At 74.1% G+C, this 18,130-nt stretch carries 18 protein-coding genes and 2 tRNA genes; 7 read left to right on the top strand and 13 right to left on the bottom strand.

Annotated features, from left to right (window positions below):
* Positions 1-6 precede the first annotated feature (6 nt).
* The 5 genes from ACIQVD_RS17020 to ACIQVD_RS17000 form a co-directional block, all read right to left on the bottom strand.
* Positions 7-870 carry an ABC transporter permease gene (locus ACIQVD_RS17020; protein ID WP_400682889.1) on the bottom strand — a complete coding sequence of 288 codons (864 nt, stop codon included), beginning with the start codon at positions 868-870 and terminating at the stop codon, positions 7-9.
* Entirely contained in the window at positions 867-1,862 is a 996-nt protein-coding gene (locus tag ACIQVD_RS17015) for an ABC transporter ATP-binding protein (protein ID WP_402289857.1), read from the bottom strand. The genes ACIQVD_RS17020 and ACIQVD_RS17015 overlap by 4 nt, the downstream gene beginning before the upstream one ends.
* A 204-nt stretch (positions 1,863-2,066) precedes the next feature.
* Positions 2,067-2,139, bottom strand: a tRNA-Gly gene (locus tag ACIQVD_RS17010).
* Between the two features lie 54 nt (positions 2,140-2,193).
* Positions 2,194-2,266 (bottom strand) — tRNA-Gly (locus tag ACIQVD_RS17005).
* 151 nt (positions 2,267-2,417) lie between these two features.
* Complete coding sequence (locus ACIQVD_RS17000) at positions 2,418-2,735, bottom strand: Lsr2 family protein (protein WP_014136949.1); 318 nt, start codon at positions 2,733-2,735, stop codon at positions 2,418-2,420.
* Between the two features lie 410 nt (positions 2,736-3,145).
* Between ACIQVD_RS17000 and purS the strand changes: the two genes are divergently transcribed.
* The 4 genes from purS (at position 3,146) to ACIQVD_RS16980 (ending at position 7,223) form a co-directional block, all read left to right on the top strand.
* The gene (gene purS, locus ACIQVD_RS16995) at positions 3,146-3,403 is read left to right on the top strand and encodes a phosphoribosylformylglycinamidine synthase subunit PurS (RefSeq protein WP_100837273.1); all 258 of its coding nucleotides are present in this window, start codon (positions 3,146-3,148) and stop codon (positions 3,401-3,403) included.
* Positions 3,400-4,077: a phosphoribosylformylglycinamidine synthase subunit PurQ gene (gene purQ, locus ACIQVD_RS16990; RefSeq protein WP_400682895.1), complete on the top strand. Its 678-nt coding sequence runs from the start codon at positions 3,400-3,402 to the stop codon at positions 4,075-4,077. Before purS ends, purQ begins: the two co-directional genes overlap by 4 nt.
* A complete protein-coding gene (gene purL, locus ACIQVD_RS16985; protein WP_100837275.1) occupies positions 4,077-6,332 on the top strand; it encodes a phosphoribosylformylglycinamidine synthase subunit PurL in 2,256 nt (751 codons plus the stop codon). The genes purQ and purL overlap by 1 nt, the downstream gene beginning before the upstream one ends.
* 78 nt (positions 6,333-6,410) lie before the next feature.
* On the top strand, positions 6,411-7,223 hold the full coding sequence (locus ACIQVD_RS16980) for a maleylpyruvate isomerase family mycothiol-dependent enzyme (RefSeq protein ID WP_199528305.1): 813 nt from the start codon (positions 6,411-6,413) through the stop codon (positions 7,221-7,223).
* A 9-nt stretch (positions 7,224-7,232) separates the two neighbouring features.
* On the opposite strand, the gene ACIQVD_RS16975 is transcribed toward ACIQVD_RS16980, so the two are convergent.
* The 4 genes from ACIQVD_RS16975 to fbaA all read right to left on the bottom strand — a co-directional run bounded on the left by ACIQVD_RS16975 (position 7,233) and on the right by fbaA (position 10,919).
* Positions 7,233-8,087 carry a nucleic acid/nucleotide deaminase domain-containing protein gene (locus ACIQVD_RS16975; RefSeq protein WP_402289853.1) on the bottom strand — a complete coding sequence of 285 codons (855 nt, stop codon included), beginning with the start codon at positions 8,085-8,087 and terminating at the stop codon, positions 7,233-7,235.
* A gap of 100 nt (positions 8,088-8,187) precedes the next feature.
* Positions 8,188-9,027, bottom strand: a complete 840-nt coding sequence (locus ACIQVD_RS16970; RefSeq protein ID WP_400682900.1) for a DUF3152 domain-containing protein — start codon at positions 9,025-9,027, stop codon at positions 8,188-8,190.
* Between the two features lie 288 nt (positions 9,028-9,315).
* Complete coding sequence (locus ACIQVD_RS16965; protein ID WP_400682902.1) at positions 9,316-9,741, bottom strand: DUF3151 domain-containing protein; 426 nt, start codon at positions 9,739-9,741, stop codon at positions 9,316-9,318.
* 155 nt (positions 9,742-9,896) lie between these two features.
* Positions 9,897-10,919, bottom strand: a complete 1,023-nt coding sequence (gene fbaA, locus ACIQVD_RS16960; RefSeq protein ID WP_100837279.1) for a class II fructose-bisphosphate aldolase — start codon at positions 10,917-10,919, stop codon at positions 9,897-9,899.
* Positions 10,920-11,186: 267 nt separating this feature from the next.
* Here fbaA and ACIQVD_RS16955 point away from each other — a divergent pair, with 267 nt between their 5' ends.
* Complete coding sequence (locus ACIQVD_RS16955; RefSeq protein WP_100837280.1) at positions 11,187-11,909, top strand: DedA family protein; 723 nt, start codon at positions 11,187-11,189, stop codon at positions 11,907-11,909.
* Positions 11,910-12,052: 143 nt separating this feature from the next.
* On the opposite strand, the gene pyrE is transcribed toward ACIQVD_RS16955, so the two are convergent.
* From pyrE to ACIQVD_RS16935, 4 genes are all read right to left on the bottom strand, one after another.
* Positions 12,053-12,589 carry an orotate phosphoribosyltransferase gene (pyrE, locus tag ACIQVD_RS16950; RefSeq protein ID WP_014136939.1) on the bottom strand — a complete coding sequence of 179 codons (537 nt, stop codon included), beginning with the start codon at positions 12,587-12,589 and terminating at the stop codon, positions 12,053-12,055.
* Between the two features lie 34 nt (positions 12,590-12,623).
* Positions 12,624-13,505: a CoxG family protein gene (locus tag ACIQVD_RS16945; protein ID WP_402289848.1), complete on the bottom strand. Its 882-nt coding sequence runs from the start codon at positions 13,503-13,505 to the stop codon at positions 12,624-12,626.
* A gap of 149 nt (positions 13,506-13,654) precedes the next feature.
* On the bottom strand, positions 13,655-15,367 hold the full coding sequence (locus ACIQVD_RS16940) for a spermidine synthase (protein ID WP_402289846.1): 1,713 nt from the start codon (positions 15,365-15,367) through the stop codon (positions 13,655-13,657).
* A gap of 79 nt (positions 15,368-15,446) precedes the next feature.
* Positions 15,447-16,058 (bottom strand): DUF2617 family protein, encoded by a 612-nt coding sequence (locus ACIQVD_RS16935; protein WP_402289844.1) that lies wholly within the window; start codon positions 16,056-16,058, stop codon positions 15,447-15,449.
* Positions 16,059-16,493: 435 nt separating this feature from the next.
* Between ACIQVD_RS16935 and ACIQVD_RS16930 the strand changes: the two genes are divergently transcribed.
* Together ACIQVD_RS16930 and ACIQVD_RS16925 are read left to right on the top strand one after the other, a co-directional pair.
* Positions 16,494-17,087 (top strand): hypothetical protein, encoded by a 594-nt coding sequence (locus ACIQVD_RS16930; RefSeq protein WP_100837283.1) that lies wholly within the window; start codon positions 16,494-16,496, stop codon positions 17,085-17,087.
* Complete coding sequence (locus tag ACIQVD_RS16925; RefSeq protein WP_402289842.1) at positions 17,084-18,091, top strand: hypothetical protein; 1,008 nt, start codon at positions 17,084-17,086, stop codon at positions 18,089-18,091. Before ACIQVD_RS16930 ends, ACIQVD_RS16925 begins: the two co-directional genes overlap by 4 nt.
* Positions 18,092-18,130 lie beyond the last annotated feature (39 nt).

Here is an 18,130-nt window from a genome sequence, read left to right as displayed (position 1 = left end):
GAGAATCTAGCGGCGCGGCTCCCAGCGGAACCAGCGCCCGGCCGCCCGGACCGCGGCGGAAGTCCAGACCAGGGCGAGCAGCAGCGGCGGCGCGGCCGGGCCCCAGCTGCCGAGGAAGCCCTCGGACGGGCCGGTGCCGTCGGTGCCGAACCAGCCGATCCGGACCAGTTGCAGGGCCGGGGTGGTCGGCAGCAGGCGGCAGGCGTCCGCCAGCCCGTCCGGCAGCGACTCCAGCGGGATCAGCAGGCCGGAGCCGAGCTGCGCCAGCAGCAGCAGCGGCAGGGTGGTGAGGCCGGCCGTCTCCACGCTCCTGGTCACCGCGCTGGACAGCGCCGCCAGGGCGGTCAGCAGGGCCGCGGACAGGACCAGTCCGAGCAGCACCAGCGGCGGGTTCGCAGGGGCGCGCAGGTGCAGCGCGGCCGCGCCGCCGACGGCCAGCAGCAGGCACTGGAGCAGGGCCAGCCCGACCGAGGGGAGCGCGGTGCCGAGCAGGATCTCGGCGTCGGCGGCCTCGCCGGTGCGCAGCCGCTTCAGCACCAGGTCGGTGCGGCGGGCGGTGTACGCGGTGGTCAGGTTGCAGTAGACGACGATCAGCAGGACGACGCCCATCGAGCTGGTCACCAGGTTGGCGTTCACGTCCAGCCCGCCGGTGCGCTCGGCGGCGGCCCGCAGCGCCGAGCGGAGCGAGCCGACCAGGACCAGCGGCAGCACCAGGGCCATGAACAGGGCGGTGCGGTTGCGGCTCAGCAGGGTGACCTCGGCCCGGCCGAGGGCGAGCAGCCGGGCGGCGGGGGAGCGGCGGGCGGCGGCGGGGCCGGTGGGGCCGGTGCGCCCGGCGGGGGCGGCGGGAGTGGGGGCGGCGGTGGTCATGCGGCACGTCCGGCGGTCTCGGGGCGGGCGGGGGCAGCGGCGGGGGCGGGGTCGCCGGACGCGGCGACGGCGAGGAACGCCTCCTCCAACGAGGCGCTGCGGGCGTCCAGCCGGGCCAGCTCGACCCGGTGGCGGGCGGCCCAGCCGAGCAGCTCGGTCAGGGTGCCCTGGAGGTCGGGGGTGCGCAGCAGCACCCGGCGGCCGTCGAGTTCCGGCCGCGCGCCGGGCAGGACCGGCAGGTCGAGCGAGGCGTGCGGGCCGGTGCGCTCGGGGAGTTCGAAGCTGATCCGGGCCGGGTGGGCGGCCAGCACCTCGGCGACCGTGCCGCCGGTGACCACCCGGCCGTGGTGCATGATCGCCAGCCGGTCGGCGAGCTCCTCGGCCTCCTCCAGGTAGTGCGTGGTGAGCACCACCGTGGTGCCGTCCGCCCGCAGTTGACGGATCAGCCGCCACACCGCGGCCCGGGCCTCCGGGTCCAGCCCGGTGGACGGCTCGTCCAGGAACAGCACCTCGGGGCGGCCGAGCAGGGCCGTCGCCAGGTCCAGCCGGCGGCGCTCGCCGCCGGACAGCTGCTTGACCCGCACCGCGCGCCGGGGCAGCAGGCCGACCAGGTCGAGCGCCTCGTCGACGGCGCGGGCGCCGGTGGTCAGCCCGGCCCAGCAGCGGCCGGTCTCGGCGACGGTCAGTTCGCCGGGGAAGCCGCCCTCCTGGAGCATGACGCCGATCCGCGGGCGCAGCGCGGCCCGCTCGCGCAGCGGGTCCAGGCCGAGCACCCGGACCTCGCCGCCGCTGGGTGCGGCCAGGCCCTCCAGCACCTCCAGGGTGGAGGTCTTGCCCGCGCCGTTGGTGCCCAGCAGGGCGAACAGCTCGCCGGGGGCGACGTCGAGGTCCAGGCCGCGGACGGCCTCGAACCCGGCCGGGCCGGACGGTCCGTAGCGGCGGTGCAGCCCGCGGGCCTCGACGGCGGGGCGGGGACGGCTGGTGTCGGTCATGGCTCCAGCCTCCCGGCGGCCGGGGCCGGGCAGTAGTGCGGGCCGTCACCGCGCGCCGGTGCGTCCGCACGGGTCGGCGGTGACAAATGTCAGGGTGCCCGCGAGAGCGAGAGCGAGAGCGAGAGCGGGGGCAGGGGCGAGAGCGGGGGCAGGGACGGGGAACGCCGAAGGCCCCCCTCGGTGGAGGGGGGCCTTCGGAACCGGAGCGGACGACGAGATTCGAACTCGCGACCCTCACCTTGGCAAGGTGATGCTCTACCAACTGAGCCACGTCCGCAGGATATGGAGTTGTACCGCACGTTACTGCACCAGTCTGTTCACGCTGACTGCGAGCGGACGACGAGATTCGAACTCGCGACCCTCACCTTGGCAAGGTGATGCTCTACCAACTGAGCCACGTCCGCACGGTGCCTGGGCACCGGCCGCCCCGCTCGGGTTCCCCCGGTTGCGGCGACGAGAAATACTCTACAACATCAATCGGCCTGCTCGCCCCACCCTTCCCCGGCGGTGCGGCCGGGGAAGGCCGGCGGGCCCGGAACGGGCCCGTGGCGACGGTCAGTTGCTCTCGGCGAACGCCTCGTAGACGTGCTTCGGGATGCGGCCGCGGGCGGGCAGCTCGTGCCCGTTCGACTGGGCCCAGGCGCGCACGGCGGCCGGGTCCGGGGTGAGCGCGGTGCGGCGGAAGGACTTTCCGCTGCGGCTCTGCCGGCGACCGGCGGCGACGAACGGGGCGAGGGCCTCCCGGAGCTTTTCCGCGTTGTCGGCGGACAGGTCGATCTCGTACGACTTCCCGTCCACGCCGAAGTGAACGGTTTCCGCGGCGGTGCCGCCGTCCAGATCGTCGGAGAGCGTGACGACTACACGCTGAGCCATGGGTGTCAATCCTCTCGGGCAATTCGGCCGTCGGGGGTCTCGGATGCCCCGCCGGTCCGCTGGGCCGGGATCGCAGCATCCGCCGGCGGGCAGGGGAGCCCACGCCGAGATGCGGCGCGTTCGGCTGCCGGTCGCCCTATTCTGCACCCGAAGGCCGGTGAAATCGTAGAGTTGGGGATTCCTTTTTTCTGGATATTCACGTGCTTCCCTCCGGAGCGGATACCCGCCCGCCGGAGACGGGATTAAACCGGCGAAATCGGGTGCGCGCCGGAGCCGCCCGGGGCCGGTTGCCCTTGGGGCGTAAGGGGTGTGGGTCTACGCGCGTTGCCGCTGGTGGCCCGCAAGAGGGCCCCGCAGCCCAGGTAGTCTGGAGTTCCCCCGCCTTCACGCAATCACCACCGGGAGTGCCAGTGGCACGCGTCGTAGTCGACGTCATGCTCAAGCCGGAGATCCTCGACCCCCAGGGCCAGGCGGTGCAGCGTGCACTGCCGCGTCTCGGGTTCGCCGGGATCGCCGACGTCCGCCAGGGCAAGCGTTTCGAGTTGGAGCTGGAGGGGCCGGTCGACGACGCCGCGCTCGCCCGCATCCGCGAGGCCGCCGAGACCTTCCTCGCCAACACCGTGATCGAGGACTTCACCGTCCGGATCGAGGACGGGGACGCCAAGTGACCACCCGTGTCGGCGTCGTCACTTTCCCCGGCTCCCTCGACGACCGCGACGCCCAGCGCGCGGTCCGGCTGGCCGGCGCCGAGCCGGTCGCCCTCTGGCACCGTGACAAGGATCTCCACCAGGTCGACGCCGTCGTCCTGCCCGGCGGATTCTCTTACGGCGACTATCTGCGCTGCGGCGCCATCTCCCGCTTCTCGCCGGTGATGGACACCGTCATCGAGCAGGCGAAGCTCGGAATGCCGGTCCTCGGTATCTGCAACGGCTTCCAGGTGCTGTGCGAATCGCACCTGCTGCCCGGCGCGCTCACCCGGAACGACTCGCTGCACTTCATCTGCCGCGACCAGAAGCTCCGCATCGAGAACGCCGACACCGCCTGGACCCGGGATTACTCGGCCGGCCAGGAAATCGTCGTTCCGCTGAAGAACGGCGAGGGCCGGTTCGTCGCCGACGGGCACGTCCTCGACGAACTGGAGGCGGAGGGCCGGATCGTGGCCCGTTACCTGGACGTCAACCCGAACGGTTCGTACCGCGACATCGCCGGCATCACCAACGCGGCCGGCAATGTCGTCGGCCTGATGCCGCACCCGGAGCACGCCGTGGAGCCGCTCACCGGCCCGACCACCGAGGGCCTGGGCTTCTTCACTTCCGTCCTGAAGCAGCTGGTGAACGCCTGATGAGCCTCGACACGGTAAAGAACGCCGAACAGACCCCGGACGCGGACCAGCCCTGGGCCGAACTCGGCCTCAAGCAGGACGAGTACGCGCGGATCCGGGAGATCCTGGGCCGCCGCCCGACCGGTGCCGAACTCGCCATGTACTCGGTGATGTGGTCGGAGCACTGCTCGTACAAGAGCTCCAAGGTCCACCTCAAGCAGTTCGGCGAGAAGGCCCCCGAGAACGACGCCATGCTGGTCGGCATCGGCGAGAACGCCGGCGTCGTGGACGTCGGCCAGGGCTACGCGGTCACCTTCAAGGTCGAGTCGCACAACCACCCGTCGTACATCGAGCCCTACCAGGGCGCGGCCACCGGCATCGGCGGCATCGTGCGCGACATCCTGGCGATGGGCGCCCGCCCGGTCGCCGTGATGGACCCGCTGCGCTTCGGCGCGGCCGACCACCCGGACACCCGCCGGGTGCTGCCCGGGATCGTCGCGGGCATCGGCGGCTACGGCAACTGCCTGGGCCTGCCGAACATCGGCGGCGAGGTCGTCTTCGACTCCTGCTACCAGGGCAACCCGCTGGTCAACGCGCTCTGCGTGGGCGTCATGAAGCACGAGGACATCCACCTCGCGCAGGCGTCCGGCCCCGGCAACAAGGTCATCCTGTACGGCGCCCGCACCGGCGGCGACGGCATCGGCGGCGTCTCGGTGCTCGCCTCGGAGACCTTCGACGCGACCGGCCCGGCCAAGCGCCCCGCCGTCCAGGTCGGCGACCCGTTCCAGGAGAAGCTGCTCATCGAGTGCACCCTGGAGATCTTCAAGGAGGACCTGGTCGCGGGCATCCAGGACCTCGGCGGCGCCGGCCTGTCCTGCGCCACCTCGGAGCTGGCCTCGGCCGGCACCGGCGGCATGCGGATCGAGCTGGACACCGTGCCGCTGCGCGACCACACGCTCTCGCCGGAGGAGATCCTCATGAGCGAGTCGCAGGAGCGCATGTGCGCGATCGTCGAGCCCGGCAAGGTCGACCGCTTCCTGGAGATCTGCGAGAAGTGGGACGTCATCGCCACCGTCATCGGCGAGGTGACCGACGGCGAGCGGCTGGAGATCTTCTGGCACGGCGAGCTGGTGGTCGACGTGCCGCCGCGCACCGTCGCCCACGAGGGCCCGACCTACCACCGCCCGTTCGCCCGCCCGTCCTGGCAGGACGCGCTCCAGGCCGACGCCCCGACCGCCGAGCGCCTCGCCCGCCCGACCGACGGCGCCGGGCTGAAGGACGCGCTGCTCAAGGTCGCCGGCTCGCCGAACCAGGCGTCCAAGGCGTGGATCACCGACCAGTACGACCGCTACGTGCTGGGCAACACGGTGCTCGCCACCCCCGAGGACTCCGGCATGATCCGGATCGACGAGGAGACCAACCTCGGCGTCTCGGTCGCCACCGACGGCAACGGCCGCTACGCCAAGCTGGACCCGTACACCGGCGCCCAGCTGGCCCTCGCCGAGGCGTACCGCAACGTCGCGGCCGGCGGCGCCAAGCCGCTCGCGGTCTCCGACTGCCTCAACTTCGGCTCCCCCGAGGACCCGGACGTGATGTGGCAGTTCGCCGAGGCCACCCGCGGCCTGGCCGACGCCTGTCAGGTGCTCGGCACCCCCGTCACCGGCGGCAACGTCTCGCTGTACAACCAGACCGGCGACGTCGCCATCCACCCGACCCCGGTGGTCGCGGTGCTCGGCGTCATCGACGACGTCACCCGGCGCACCCCGGTCGGCTTCGCCGAGGAGGGCCAGCTGCTCTACCTGCTCGGCGACACCGCCGACGAACTGGGCGGCTCCGCCTGGTCGCAGGTCGTGCACGGCCACCTCGGCGGCCTGCCGCCCAAGGTCGACCTGGAGCGCGAGCGGCTGCTCGGCGAGATCCTGATCGCCGCCTCCCGCGACGGCATGGTCGACGCCGCGCACGACCTCTCCGACGGCGGCCTCGCGCAGGCCCTGGTGGAGAGCTGCCTCAAGGGCGGCAACGGCGCCCGCGTCGTCGTCCCCGAGGGCGTCGACCCGTTCGTGTTCCTGTTCTCCGAGTCCGCCGGTCGCGCCGTGGTGGCCGTCCCGCGCAGCGAGGAGCTCCGGTTCAACGACATGTGCGGCGCCCGCGGCCTGCCCGCCGCCCGGATCGGCGTGGTCGACGGCGAGGCGCTGGAGGTCCAGGGCCAGTTCACCGTCACCCTGGCCGAGCTGCGCGACGCCCACACCGGCGTCATCGAGGCGCTGCTCGCCTGACGGCGCGTCAACCCCGCGGGGCGGCCGGTCCGGTGCTTCCGGTCCGGCCGCCCCGCGGCGTTTTGTACGCTGCGGGGCATGCCCACCGTGAAGACCCGAACCTACGACCCGGTGAAGGTGCGTGCCGCGCTCACCGGGCAGCTCGACGCGATCTCCGCCGCCGTCCGAGCCCTGGACGACGGACAGCTCGCCCGGCCCACCCGGCTGGGGGAGTGGCGGGTGCGCGAACTCGTCGCCCACCTCGGCATGGTGGTCAGCTGGGTGCCGCTGCACCTGCACGACCCGCTGCCGCCGCAGGCCCCGATCACCCCGCTGCACTGGGCGTCCCGGACCAGGACCGCAGCCACCGCCGTCAACGCCACCGCCGTCGAGCTGGTGGCCGAGCAGTTCTCCGGCGACGCCGCCCAGGTGTCCGGCGAACTCGACCGGCAGATCGGCGAGTTGTGGAAGGCCCTGGACAGCGCGGACGGGCGGCGGCCCGACCTGGTCATCCCGATGCGGTTCGGGCCGATGGCCCTGGCCGACTTCCTGGTCACCCGGCTGGTCGAGACCGTGGTGCACGGCGACGACCTGGCCGCCGCCCTCGGCCTCGACCCCTTCCCGCACGACCGCTTCGCGCTGGCCTCCGCGGCCCGGCTGCTCGCCGACGCCTTCGCCGTCCAGGTGCCGGGCGGAGCCGTCGAGTTGCGCGTCCCGCCGTACGCGGTGGTGCAGGCCGTCGAGGGCCCCCGGCACACCCGGGGCACCCCGCCGAACGTGGTGGAGACCGACCCGCTGACCTGGATCCGGCTCGCCACCGGCCGGACCGCCTGGGCCGACGCCGTCGACACCGCACTCACCGCCAGCGGCGAGCGCAGCGACCTCAGCGGCTACCTGCCGGTGCTGGGCTGAAGACGGGCCCTAGGCCAGCGCGGCGGCCAACTCCCGGACGCCCGCCTCGCGTTCGGCCGCCGTGTCGCCGTAGTCGTGGCTGTGGGTGAACTCGGCGTTCGGGAACGTCCGGGCCATCCACAGCGCGCAGTAGTGGCCGGGCAGCACGCAGGACTGCAGCTCGGTGTAGACCTCGACCACGTCCCGCGGGTCGACCCCGGCCGCGGCCAGCCGCTCCCACAGCTCCTCCTCGGCGTGCCGGGCGAGCGAGCCGTGGGCGGTGACGACCCGCGGCTCGCCGTCCGGCCCGCGCACCTTGAACGCCGCGGAGCCGGGCACGCCCCGGGTGTGCCGGACGTCCTCCAGCACCCGGGGCCACCACTGCTCGTCGCTCTCGAAGGCGCGCAGGTCGGTGCCGCGCATCCGGCCCTCCGCCGCCGAGAACAGCCGGAAGACCTCGTCCGGCCGCTCGGCCCCGGCCAGCGCCCGCAGGTTCTCCTCCAGCGTGCACAGGTTGTCGAGGAACGCGCCCAGGGTGGCGTCGACCGGGACGGACGGCCCCCGGAAGGCCAGGTACACCGCCCGGACCCGGCCCTCGCCGTCCACGCACAGCTCGGCGCCGCGGTCGCTGCCCAGCCGCGCCCAGTCCGCCTCGGGCCGCCCGGCCGCGGACAGCCCGGCCGCGCGGGCCCAGTCGGCGAGCCGGAGCGGACGGCCGGGGTCGGCGGTGAAGTACGGCCCGACCCGCAGCGGCAGGCCGGCGCCGGAGAGCAGCGCCGCCGCCCCGGCGGGGACGGCGGTGGCGGCGAGCGCGGCGGGGTCGAGGCGGTGCAGGCCGTCCGGTCCGAAGCGGTCGAGCAGGCGCTGGGCGAGGTCGGTGGTCATGGTGCTCCGGTCGATCGGGTCGCGGGGGCCGACCGGGTCCGGCGGGCCTCCTGCCGCCAGCTTAGTGAGCCACCCGCGGGGCACTGCGGGGTGCCGGGGTTCAGGGGGCGGGCGGGCCGTCGAGGTAGGTGCCCCGGGCGTCGTACGGCCAGGCGTTGGCGACGCAGCCCTTGAGGCCGTAGATCTGCTGCATCATCGCGGGGGCGGGCTTGCCCGGGCCGGGGCAGGCCTGGTGGCCGTGGCCGATCCGGTGGCCGACCTCGTGGTTGACGATCAGCGCCCGGTAGTCGTCCAGGGCGCCGTCGAACTGCGGCGAACCGGTCAGCCAGCGCTTGGAGTTGACCACCACCTGCTTGCCGACGTCGCAGTTCACCTCGCCCCGGGTGTCGAGGCCGCCGGTCGCGCAGACCGCGTCCGCGGTGTCGGGGGAGGCGATCTTCACGGTGAAGTCGTAGCTGTCGGAGGAGACCAGCTGGAAGCTGTCGCGCCGGTCGGCGGTCCAGCCGCGCGGGTCGGACAGGATGGCCTGGACGGTGGCCGCGGCGGCGTTCGGGTCGATGCCGATGCCGTCCTCGACCTCCACCCGGTAGCGGCGCAGGGTCGCCCCGGTGCCGACCCGGCCGCTGGTGGCGGTGGCCGTGGTGAAGGCGCCGCCGCCGTGGACGACGATCCCCGGCGGCGCGCCGGCCGGGGGCGGGTCGGCCGGGGGCGGGTCGGCGGCGGGTGGGGGAGCCGACGGCGCGGGGGAGGCGGGGGACGCGGCCGGCGGCGGGACGGCCCGGGCCTGGGTGGTCGCGGTGTCGGCGGGGTGGTGCCGGAAGTCCAGCCGCAGGGCGCCGTACCCGGCCGTGCCCAGGACGGCCAGGGCCGTGGCGCAGCCCAGGGCGAGGGCCGGCCGGCGGCGGGCGCGGCGGCGTGGCGTTCGGTGGGCTGCGCGCATCTGGCGGCTTCCTCGGGGCGACGACGGGGCGGCGCGGACGGTGCGTTCGCACACCCGTGCCGTACCGTCTACATACGCGGTATGGCGCCGCTTGGTTCCGGCCCCGTCCCGATCCGGCCCGATCCGGCCGTGACCGGGCGCGGCGCTCCCGCCCCCTCCCCGGCGCGTACCGACACGTACCGGCACGTCGTCCCCGCCGGCTCAGCGCGAGGCGCGCCGTTCCCCTCCCCGGACGGGAACGGGCCGCCCCCGCGGTGGGGGCGGCCCGTCCGGACGACGTGCGGGTGCCTAGTGCTCCTGCTTGAGCACGGTGTACGCCTCGGCGCTGCTGTCCTTCAGGAACTGCCAGCAGCGGGCCTCCTCCTCGGTCTCCTTGATCGCTCCGGCCGCCCGGGCGAGCGCCGCCAGGCAGCGCAGGAAGCCGCGGTTGCCGCGGTGCTCCCACGGGACGGGGCCGTGGCCGTGCCAGCCGCTGCGGCGCAGGGCGTCGAGGCCGCGGTGGTAGCCGGTGCGGGCGTAGGCGTAGGACTCCACCGTCCGGCCGGCCGCGAAGGCGTCGTCCGCGAGCATCGCCCAGGCCAGGCAGAACGCCGGGTACTCGGCGGCGACCTGGGTCGGCGAGGCCGACTCCTCGGCGAGCATCCGGTAGGGCTGCTCCTCCTCGGGCAGGAGGGTCGGCTCGGGGCCGTCGAGCAGGTTCTTGTGCATCTCCATGGTGTGCCAGTCTGCCATCCGGACCCGGCCGGGTGACCGGGGCGGACCGGACCGGAACGGCGGAGCCCCCGCTCCCCCCGCGGACGGGGACGGGGCGGGGGCTCCGACGGCGGGCGCCCGGACGCGCGGGCGCCCGGTCGCCTTACTTCACGCGCTCACTTCATGCGCTTGCCGGCCGAGCGCAGCTGCTGCGCGGCCTCGGTGACGCGGTGGGCCATGCCGGCCTCGGCCAGCTTGCCCCAGGTGCGCGGGTCGTAGGTGTTCTTCCGGCCGACCTCGCCGTCGACCTTCAGCACGCCGTCGTAGTTGCGGAACACGTGGTCCACGACGGGGCGGGTGAAGGCGTACTGGGTGTCGGTGTCGAGGTTCATCTTGACGACGCCGTTCTCCAACGCGGTCAGGATCTCCTGCTCGGTGGAGCCGGAGCCGCCGTGGAAGACGAAGTCGAACGGGTCCTGCTTGCCGTACTGCTTGCCGATCTCGGCCTGCAGGTCGGCGAGCAGCTCCGGACGCAGCACCACGTTGCCCGGCTTGTAGACGCCGTGCACGTTGCCGAACGAGGCGGCCAGCAGGTAGCGGCCCTTCTCGCCCAGGCCGAGCGCCTCGGCGGTGCGCACCGCGTCGGAGACGGTGGTGTACAGCTCGTCGTTGATCTCGTGCGAGACGCCGTCCTCCTCGCCGCCGGTCGGGGTGATCTCGACCTCGAGGATGATCCTGGCGGCGGCGGCCTGGGCCAGCAGCTCCTGGCCGATGGCCAGGTTGTCGGCCAGGGTCTCGGCCGAGCCGTCCCACATGTGCGACTGGAACAGCGGGTTGTCGCCGCGGGCCACCCGCTCGGCGGAGATCGCGATCAGCGGGCGGACGTAGCCGTCCAGCTTGTCCTTCGGGCAGTGGTCGGTGTGCAGCGCCACGGTGATGTCGTACTTGGCCGCGACGATGTGCGCGAACTCGGCCAGCGCGACCGCGCCGGTCACCATGTCCTTGTTGTACTGGCCACCCAGGAACTCCGCACCACCCGTGGAGATCTGGATGATGCCGTCGCTCTCGGCCTCGGCGAAGCCGCGCAGGGCGGCGTGCAGGGTCTGCGTCGAGGTGACGTTGATGGCCGGGTAGGCGAACTTGCCCGCCTTGGCCCGGTCGAGCATCTCGTTGTAGGCCTCGGGAGTTGCGATGGGCATGCGAATCCGCTCCTGTCGGTGTGGGGCGATCGGACGACGCTGTCCGAAGGCTCGATACGCCTGTGGTTCACGACATCGATGCGGTACGAGCGATGAGGGTGGCAGCTCGACCGCGGGCCGGACACCTCGGCCATCTTCCCAGACTCCCCCCGGGGACACACCCAGCGGCCCGCCACTTGGGACGGCCGACCGGGCGGACGCCCCCGCGCCCCGCTCCGGAGGCCGCCGGTTAAGGCTTCGCAAAGCGGTACGGGCTATCCTGCGCGCGTGGAACACATCCAGCTCGCCGTCAACGTCCTTGACGCCAAATCGCTCGTCGCCTCCGTCGGCGCCATCGGGATCCTGGCGATCATCTTCGCCGAGACCGGCCTGCTGGTCGGGTTCTTCTTCCCCGGTGACTCGCTGCTCATCCTGGCCGGTGTCGCCGCCTCCAGCGCCGCCGACAAGGTGCTCGGCGAAGGCGCCCAGATGAACATCGCCCTGCTGCTGGTCGGTGCGCCGATCTGCGCCGTCGTCGGCGCCCAGCTCGGACACCTGCTGGGCCGGAAGGTCGGCCCGCGGATGTTCGACAAGCCGAACTCGAAGATCCTGCGCCCCGAGTACGTGGAGAAGGCGGAGGAGTACTTCGAGAAGTTCGGCCCGGCCAAGGCCGTGGTGATGGCCCGCTTCATCCCGATCGTGCGGACCTTCCTCAACCCGGTCGCCGGCACCCTGCAGATGCCCGCCAAGACCTTCTTCGTCTGGAACGTCGTGGGCGCGGTGCTGTGGACCGAGACCATGCTGCTGATCGGCTACTTCACCGGCGACCAGCTCGCCCCGGTGATCGACAAGTACCTGCTGCCGGCGATGGCGCTGATCATCCTGATCTCGGTCTCGCCGATCTTCGTCGAGGTGATCCGCGAGCGGAAGAAGAAGAAGGCCGCGGCGGCCGCGGGCGCCGTCGCGCCGGAGCACGAGCCGGTGCCCACCGGCCGCCACCGCAAGCACTGAGCCCGGCGACCGGCCCGACCGGCCGGCCGGTCGGCCCGCGGAGGCCACGGCCGGTCGACCGCCCCGGCGAACGGCGAGGGCCCCGATCACCGTCCGGTGGTCGGGGCCCTCGCCGTTGTTCCACGTGGAACGCGGAACGGGGCTCACAGCCCCAGGTCGTCCAGGGTGTACGCGGTGACGTACGGCAGGCCCGCCTCGGCGATCGCCGGGGCCGCGCCGCGCTCCACGATCACGGCGACGCCGACCACCTCGGCGCCCGCCTCGCGCAGCGCCTCCACGGCGGTCAGCACCGAGCCGCCGGTGGTCGAGGTGTCCTCCACCGCCAGCACCCGGCGGCCCTTCACGTCCGGGCCCTCGATCCGGCGCTGCAGGCCGTGCGCCTTGCCCGCCTTGCGGACCACGAACGCGTCCAGCTTGCGGCCGCGGGCCGCCGCCGCGTGCAGCATCGCCGCGGCCACCGGGTCGGCGCCCAGGGTCAGGCCGCCCACCGCGTCGAACTCCAGGTCCGCCGCCGCGTCCAGCATCACCGTGCCGACCAGCGGCGCCGCCTCCGCGTCCAGCGTGATCCGGCGCAGGTCGACGTAGTAGTCGGCCTCCCGGCCGGAGGAGAGGGTGACCTTGCCGTGCACGACGGCCTTGTCCTTGATCTGCGCCAGCAGGGCGTCCCGGTCGTTGCTCATGGACAGCCAGCTTAGTGGGTGCCCACCGGGGCGCTCAGCGCCGCCGCAGGGCCCGGACCAGCACCACCGCGCCGCCGATCAGCGCGACCCCGCCGCCGATCATCCACGGCAGCGCGTTGCGCTCGCCGACCGCGCCGGGCAGCAGCGTCGGCTCGGCGCCGCCCCAGCGGGAGGCCGCCCGGGCCCGGGCGCTGTGGGCCGGCGGGGCGGGCGCGTACCGGCCGTGCGGCGGGGCGTGGTCGACCTCCTCGGCGGAGCGGCCGACGATGCTGCGCCGCACCGGGGCGCCCTCCTGGTCGTACCCGGGCTCGGGGCGGGAGGCGGCCGGCACCGGGGCGGGCAGGTCGTCCGCGTCGTCGAAGGAGATCAGGTCGGAGAGGTCGTCGTCGAGGTCCTGGCCGCGCTCGCGGTCGTCCAGGAAGACCACCGTCGCGCCGTCGGACGGGTCGCCGTCCGCCTCGTCGCCGTCCGGCTCGGCGGGTTCGGACAGCTCGGCGACCAGCGCCGCCACCGCCCGGTCGATCAGTCGGCGGCCGGTCGACTCCAGCGCCTCGGCCTCGAAACCGGCCAGCCGCCCGGAGGCGGTCAGCTCGGTGGCGAAGCGGATCGCGGTCTCGCCGGGGCGCTCGGCCAGGGTGATCCGCAGCCCGGCGGCCGCCGGGGCCGCGCCGCGGATCTCCTCGCCGCTCAGCCGCAGGGCGAGCGCGCCGTCCCGCCAGCCGTCCACGGTCAGCCGACCGGCGAAGGTGACGGTGGACCCGGCGACCCTGACCCTGAGCCGGCTGTCGGCCCCCGCGGGCGCGGACGCCGACGCGACCGCGCTCAGCCCCGGCACGCAGCGGGCCACCAGCTCGCGGTCCAGCAGCGCCTCCCGGACCACCTCGGCGGGCAGCGGGACGACAACCTCATGCTCCATACCGGCGAGCCTACCGACCGCCCGCCGCCGTGCCGAGCCCTCCACGCGAAGCCGGGCCGACCAACCTGCCAATGGACGCACCGCGCCCCGGCCCCGGCCGCCCCCGCCGCCCGGCGCGCGCGCCGAACTCCCCGGCCGGTCGGGCGGGTTCAGGGCCCCAGCAGGGTGTGCGGCGGCGGCAGCGGGGACGGGCGGCCGGCCGCCAGCCGGGCCTCGGCGGCCCGCAGCGCGGGCACCGTCAGCGAGCGCGGGGCCGGGGCGTCCGGAGCCAGGCCCAGCGCGGGGGCGGTCCGGGCGGCCAGCAGGAAGGCCGCCGCCGGGCCCGACCCCCCGCAGTCCTCGGCGGACGGCGCGCCGGCCTGGTAGGCGACGGCCGACAGGCCCGCCGCGGCCAGCCCGGACTCGGCCGCCCACAGCCCGCCGGCCGGGGCGTCCGGCGCCCCGCCGCGGACCGCCAGCCGGCCCCCGGGGGCCAGCCGCCCGGCGGCCAGGCCGAAGAACTCCAGGGAGCGGTACTTGCCGCCCGCGGCCTCGCCGTCCAGGTCCGAGACGATCACGTCGAACCGCTCGGCGGACCCGCGCAGCCAGCCCATCGGCTCGGCCTGCACCAGCCGCACCCGCGGGTCGTCGAAGGAGTGCTCGGTGAGCGCGGCGAACGCGGCGTCCCGGCGGGCCAGCGCGGGCAGCTCGGCGTCCCGCTCCACCACCAGCACGCTGCGCACCGCCGGGTGCCGCAGCACCTCGCGCAGCGCCAGGCCGTCGCCGCCCAGCACCAGCACCCGGCCGCTCGGCCCGGCGGCCAGCGCGGGGCGCACCAGCGCCTCGTGGTCGCGGTACTCGTCGGGGCCGCAGACCGCCAGCCGGCCGTCCAGGAACAGCTCCAGCGGCGGCGCGGCGCGCTGCGCGGGCACCCGGGGCGGGGCGTCCGCGCCGCCGGTCAGCACGATCTCCTGGTAGCGGCTCTGGGCGGCGAACCGGATCGGGCCGCCGTACAGCGCGTGCCGGGCGGCGCGCTCGATCGCCCCGGTGCAGGCGGCGGCCAGCGCGAGCAGGGCGAGCACCAGGCCGCAGCCGGTCCACAGCAGCAGCCGGGTGCGCGGGGCGGGCTCGGCGCGGAACAGCCAGAGCACCACGGCGGCGCCCGCCACCGCGTTCACCGCGCCGGTCAGCAGCGCCCCGGCGACCTGGCCGAGCGCGGGCAGCAGGACGAACGGGAAGGCCAGGCCGCCGATCAGCGCGCCCACGTAGTCGGCGGCGAACAGGTCGGCGACGGCGCGGCCGGCGTGCTCCTGCCGGATCCGCTGGATCAGCGTCATCAGCAGCGGGATCTCCGCGCCGATCAGCAGACCGATCAGCACGGTGGTGGCGATCAGCGCCACCAGGGTGGCGCGCGGCTGGTGCAGCCAGGCCCAGCCGCAGTACAGGGCGAGCGCGGACAGGCCGCCGACCAGGGAGAGCGCGTACTCGACCAGGGCGAAGGAGGTGGCCGGGCGGCGGGTGAGGCCCTTGGCGAGCAGCGAGCCGACGCCCATCGCGAACACCATCACCGACAGCACCACGGAGGTCTGGGTGACCGAGTCGCCCAGCAGGTAGCCGCCGAGGGCGACCAGTTCGAGTTCGTACACCAGGCCGCAGGCCGCGCAGACGAACGCGGCCAGCAGCACCAGGACCCGGGCCGGACGGGGGGCCAGCGCCGGCCGTATGGCGCCGCCGGCCCGGACCGCGCCCCCGGGGCCCGCGCCCCCGGGGCCCGTGGCGCGGGGGGCGGCGGGCCGGGGGTCGGCCGCGGGCGGGGTCGGGGTCGGCGGCGAGGTGGCGTCCGGACCCGGCTGCGCGGGTCGTCCGACCGGGTGGTTGATCATGAATGAACGCTAGGCGAGAGCCCGGGTGAATGGCTGCACCCATCCGGGGGACAGGGCGGGGTGCCGGATTGACGGCCGGTCACCAGCCGACCTGCGCCGCTCCCACCCGCGCACCCGCCGTCGTTCCCGTCGCCGCTCCCGCCGCCGCGAGCGGGCCGTCGCCGGGCAGCGAGAGCGAGGAGCGGGTGCACACCAGCCGGCCCTCCTGCGGGTAGGCGTGCCACGTCCGCCAGTGCACCCGGCGGTCCTCGCAGTGCGCGACGAGGGCGGTGAACGCGCTCGGATCGCCGGGGAAGACGCCCGCCAGCGCCCGCGGGTGCCCCTCGACCAGGGCCAGCAGCTCCTGGGCGCGGGCCTCGAACACGTACGGCGGCAGCTCCTCGATCCGGGCGGCGAACTCGTACTCCCAGCCGGCCACCTGCTCCGCGACCCGGGCCGGCAGCGGGGTGCGGCGGCCCGGCAGGCAGGCCACCGTCTCCAGGCAGTCGCCCGGACCGGCCGCCAGCACCACCTGGTGCGAGGCGCCCAGCAGCCGCAGCTGGAGGGTGCCCCGGAGGCCGCCCGGGGCACCGCAGGCGCTGTCGAGTCTGAGGTCGCGGACGGCCAGCGCGGGCAGCGGTTCGCCGCCCAGCTGCCAGGCCAGGTCGCCGGCGCGGGTGTCCGTGTAGGAGGTCTGCAGGGTGGTGAGCATGCTCGGCTCCGCGTTTCAGCTCCGTGCGCGCCCCCTGCGACCGGAGTCCGCCCTCATCCTTGAGGCTGTTCCAGACTGTCCGATCCGGGGCGCTGCCGACCGTGGAAGGAAGGATTCCGGCTGGAGATTCAGCAGCAGAGAAGCACGAATTCTCCGGGTCCGTCAGGGATTTACCCATGTTTGGCACTCATTCACCGTTCTGGGGCCCGTGCCCGACTGGGTGTGATCGGTCCCGGGTTGTACTCTGCCCACCGTGCGCTACTGCGCCGGTATCGCAAGCCGTGCACGCCGGTAGTGCACTTCCCGCACCACCCGCCCCGAGGGAGCCCCCCGCACCGGACGGCGGGGAGGGCCGGAACCGAACCGGAGGCAGGCGCGTCTACGGTGGCGGCACCGAGCACGGACAAGCGTCTGTTCGAACGGGGGGGCTGGGCGTTGTCGATCGACCTGCCGTCGGAACTCGTCTGGATCATGGACCTGATGGGGCTCAACTGGCCCGACGTGGACGAGGACGAGCTGCGCGAATGGGCCCAGCACGTCCGGGAGTTCGGCCAGGGGATGGCGGAGTCCCACGACGACACGGACGTGCTGCTGAAGAACCTCGGCGGCGCGTACGAGGGCGCGGGCTACGAGGCCATGCTGACCCGCTGGAGCCAGGCCTCGGCCGGGCACATGACCGTGCTGATCGACTGCTGCGGCGTACTGGCGACGGCCCTGGAGGCCGCCGCCGAGGCCGTGATCGTCGCCAAGGGCGTGGTGATCGCCCAGCTGGTGGCGATGGCCGCCGAGATGGCGGCGGCAGCGGCGGCGGCGGTCGCCACCTTCGGGATCGCCGCGGCCGCGGAGGCGGCGATCGTCGAGGCGGGCAAGCGGATCGTCAACGCGATCATCCAGGAGATCGAGGACGTCGTCGTCGGACAGCTGGTCTCGATGGCGGTCGAGCCCTTCCAGGCGGCCATCGAGAAGGCGGTCTCCGGTCTGGTGTTCCACGGGGTCGAGGCGGCGCTCGGCGCGGGAGGCGGCAAGTGAGCAGGGGATTCAGGGCCGATCCGGACGCGCTCGCGCAGGCCGCGAAGCGGGCCCACGAGCACGCGAACCAGGTGGAGCGGCACTCGCGCGACCTGGATGCCAGGACCCGGGGCCGGGTCCTCGGGCGCGGCAGGCTCGGTCAGGTCGTGGACAAGGCGGTCCGCCCGGTCATCGACTCGATGATCAGCGACATGTCGAAGGCGATGGCCGGCGGCCACCGCTCCATCGGCCGCGGCCTGGAGATCACCAAGAAGAACCTCGACGACGCCGAGAAGGCGGTCCAGAAGGGCTTCAAGGAGGCGGGCAGTTCGCTCTCCAAGGAGAAGGTCAAGCTCGAACCCGGGCAGTCCGTGCCGGGCAAGAAGCCGCTGCGCCAGCTCTACCACCGCCGGATCGGCGAGCGCGTCGACGAGCTCGACGGCCAGGGCCACGGCGTGGGCCGCCACCTGAAGGTGACGGACCAGCAGCTCAAGGATCGCCTGGGCACCCCCGTCATGCAGGGCCCGGCCCACGCGCAGACCGTGGCCAAGGACAGGGTGACCGGTTACGTCCAGTCGACCAACAAGATCGACCCGCTGCACGGTCCGGACGCCAAGACCAGGCTGTCCCCGCCCGACCTCTACTACGACGGCGACCGCGGCGCCCCGCACAAGCACAAGTGCGACAGCTACTCCACGGCCTTCAAGGACGAGGAGTCCTTCGTCTACGCGGACCACTACGCCCGTTCCAGGCTCGACCCCACCCGCACCGACCGCCAGGTCGTCGAGTTCTCCCCGCACGAGGCGTGGGGGCCGGGCGGGCACACCGGGAAATTCCGCGGCTACTACATCGACCCGGAGAATCCGATCGCCCACGACGGGGCGATCAACTACAGGGACGTCGATTTCAAGGACGCCAAGATCAAGGCGGTCTACGAGCCGGACGGGAATGGCGGCCACAAACTCCACACGATTTTCCCGGAACCGTCATTCAAGCACAACCGGCACCGGGGGCAAGGGCTATGATATTCTGTCCTGTCGAAGTGGCGGCGGTCGAAGTGGCGG

The organism is Kitasatospora sp. NPDC090308 (genome assembly GCF_044769485.1).
Taxonomy (GTDB): Bacteria; Actinomycetota; Actinomycetes; order Streptomycetales; family Streptomycetaceae; genus Kitasatospora; species Kitasatospora fiedleri.
The sequence above is the reverse complement of the archived record's forward strand: the minus strand, read 5'-3'. Positions and strand labels throughout refer to the sequence as shown.

Bases quoted from the DNA above. Each gene is read 5' to 3' on its own strand.
- purL (WP_100837275.1), top strand. From the start codon at position 4,077: ATGAGCCTCGACACGGTAAAGAACGCCGAACAGACCCCGGACGCGGAC.
- ACIQVD_RS16940 (WP_402289846.1), bottom strand. From the start codon at position 15,367: ATGATCAACCACCCGGTCGGACGACCCGCGCAGCCGGGTCCGGACGCC.
- ACIQVD_RS17020 (WP_400682889.1), bottom strand. From the start codon at position 870: ATGACCACCGCCGCCCCCACTCCCGCCGCCCCCGCCGGGCGCACCGGC.
- ACIQVD_RS17015 (WP_402289857.1), bottom strand. From the start codon at position 1,862: ATGACCGACACCAGCCGTCCCCGCCCCGCCGTCGAGGCCCGCGGGCTG.
- ACIQVD_RS16945 (WP_402289848.1), bottom strand. From the start codon at position 13,505: ATGGAGCATGAGGTTGTCGTCCCGCTGCCCGCCGAGGTGGTCCGGGAG.
- pyrE (WP_014136939.1), bottom strand. From the start codon at position 12,589: ATGAGCAACGACCGGGACGCCCTGCTGGCGCAGATCAAGGACAAGGCC.
- ACIQVD_RS16980 (WP_199528305.1), top strand. From the start codon at position 6,411: ATGCCCACCGTGAAGACCCGAACCTACGACCCGGTGAAGGTGCGTGCC.
- ACIQVD_RS16965 (WP_400682902.1), bottom strand. From the start codon at position 9,741: ATGGAGATGCACAAGAACCTGCTCGACGGCCCCGAGCCGACCCTCCTG.
- ACIQVD_RS16935 (WP_402289844.1), bottom strand. From the start codon at position 16,058: ATGCTCACCACCCTGCAGACCTCCTACACGGACACCCGCGCCGGCGAC.
- ACIQVD_RS16970 (WP_400682900.1), bottom strand. From the start codon at position 9,027: ATGCGCGCAGCCCACCGAACGCCACGCCGCCGCGCCCGCCGCCGGCCG.
- fbaA (WP_100837279.1), bottom strand. From the start codon at position 10,919: ATGCCCATCGCAACTCCCGAGGCCTACAACGAGATGCTCGACCGGGCC.
- ACIQVD_RS17000 (WP_014136949.1), bottom strand. From the start codon at position 2,735: ATGGCTCAGCGTGTAGTCGTCACGCTCTCCGACGATCTGGACGGCGGC.
- ACIQVD_RS16975 (WP_402289853.1), bottom strand. From the start codon at position 8,087: ATGACCACCGACCTCGCCCAGCGCCTGCTCGACCGCTTCGGACCGGAC.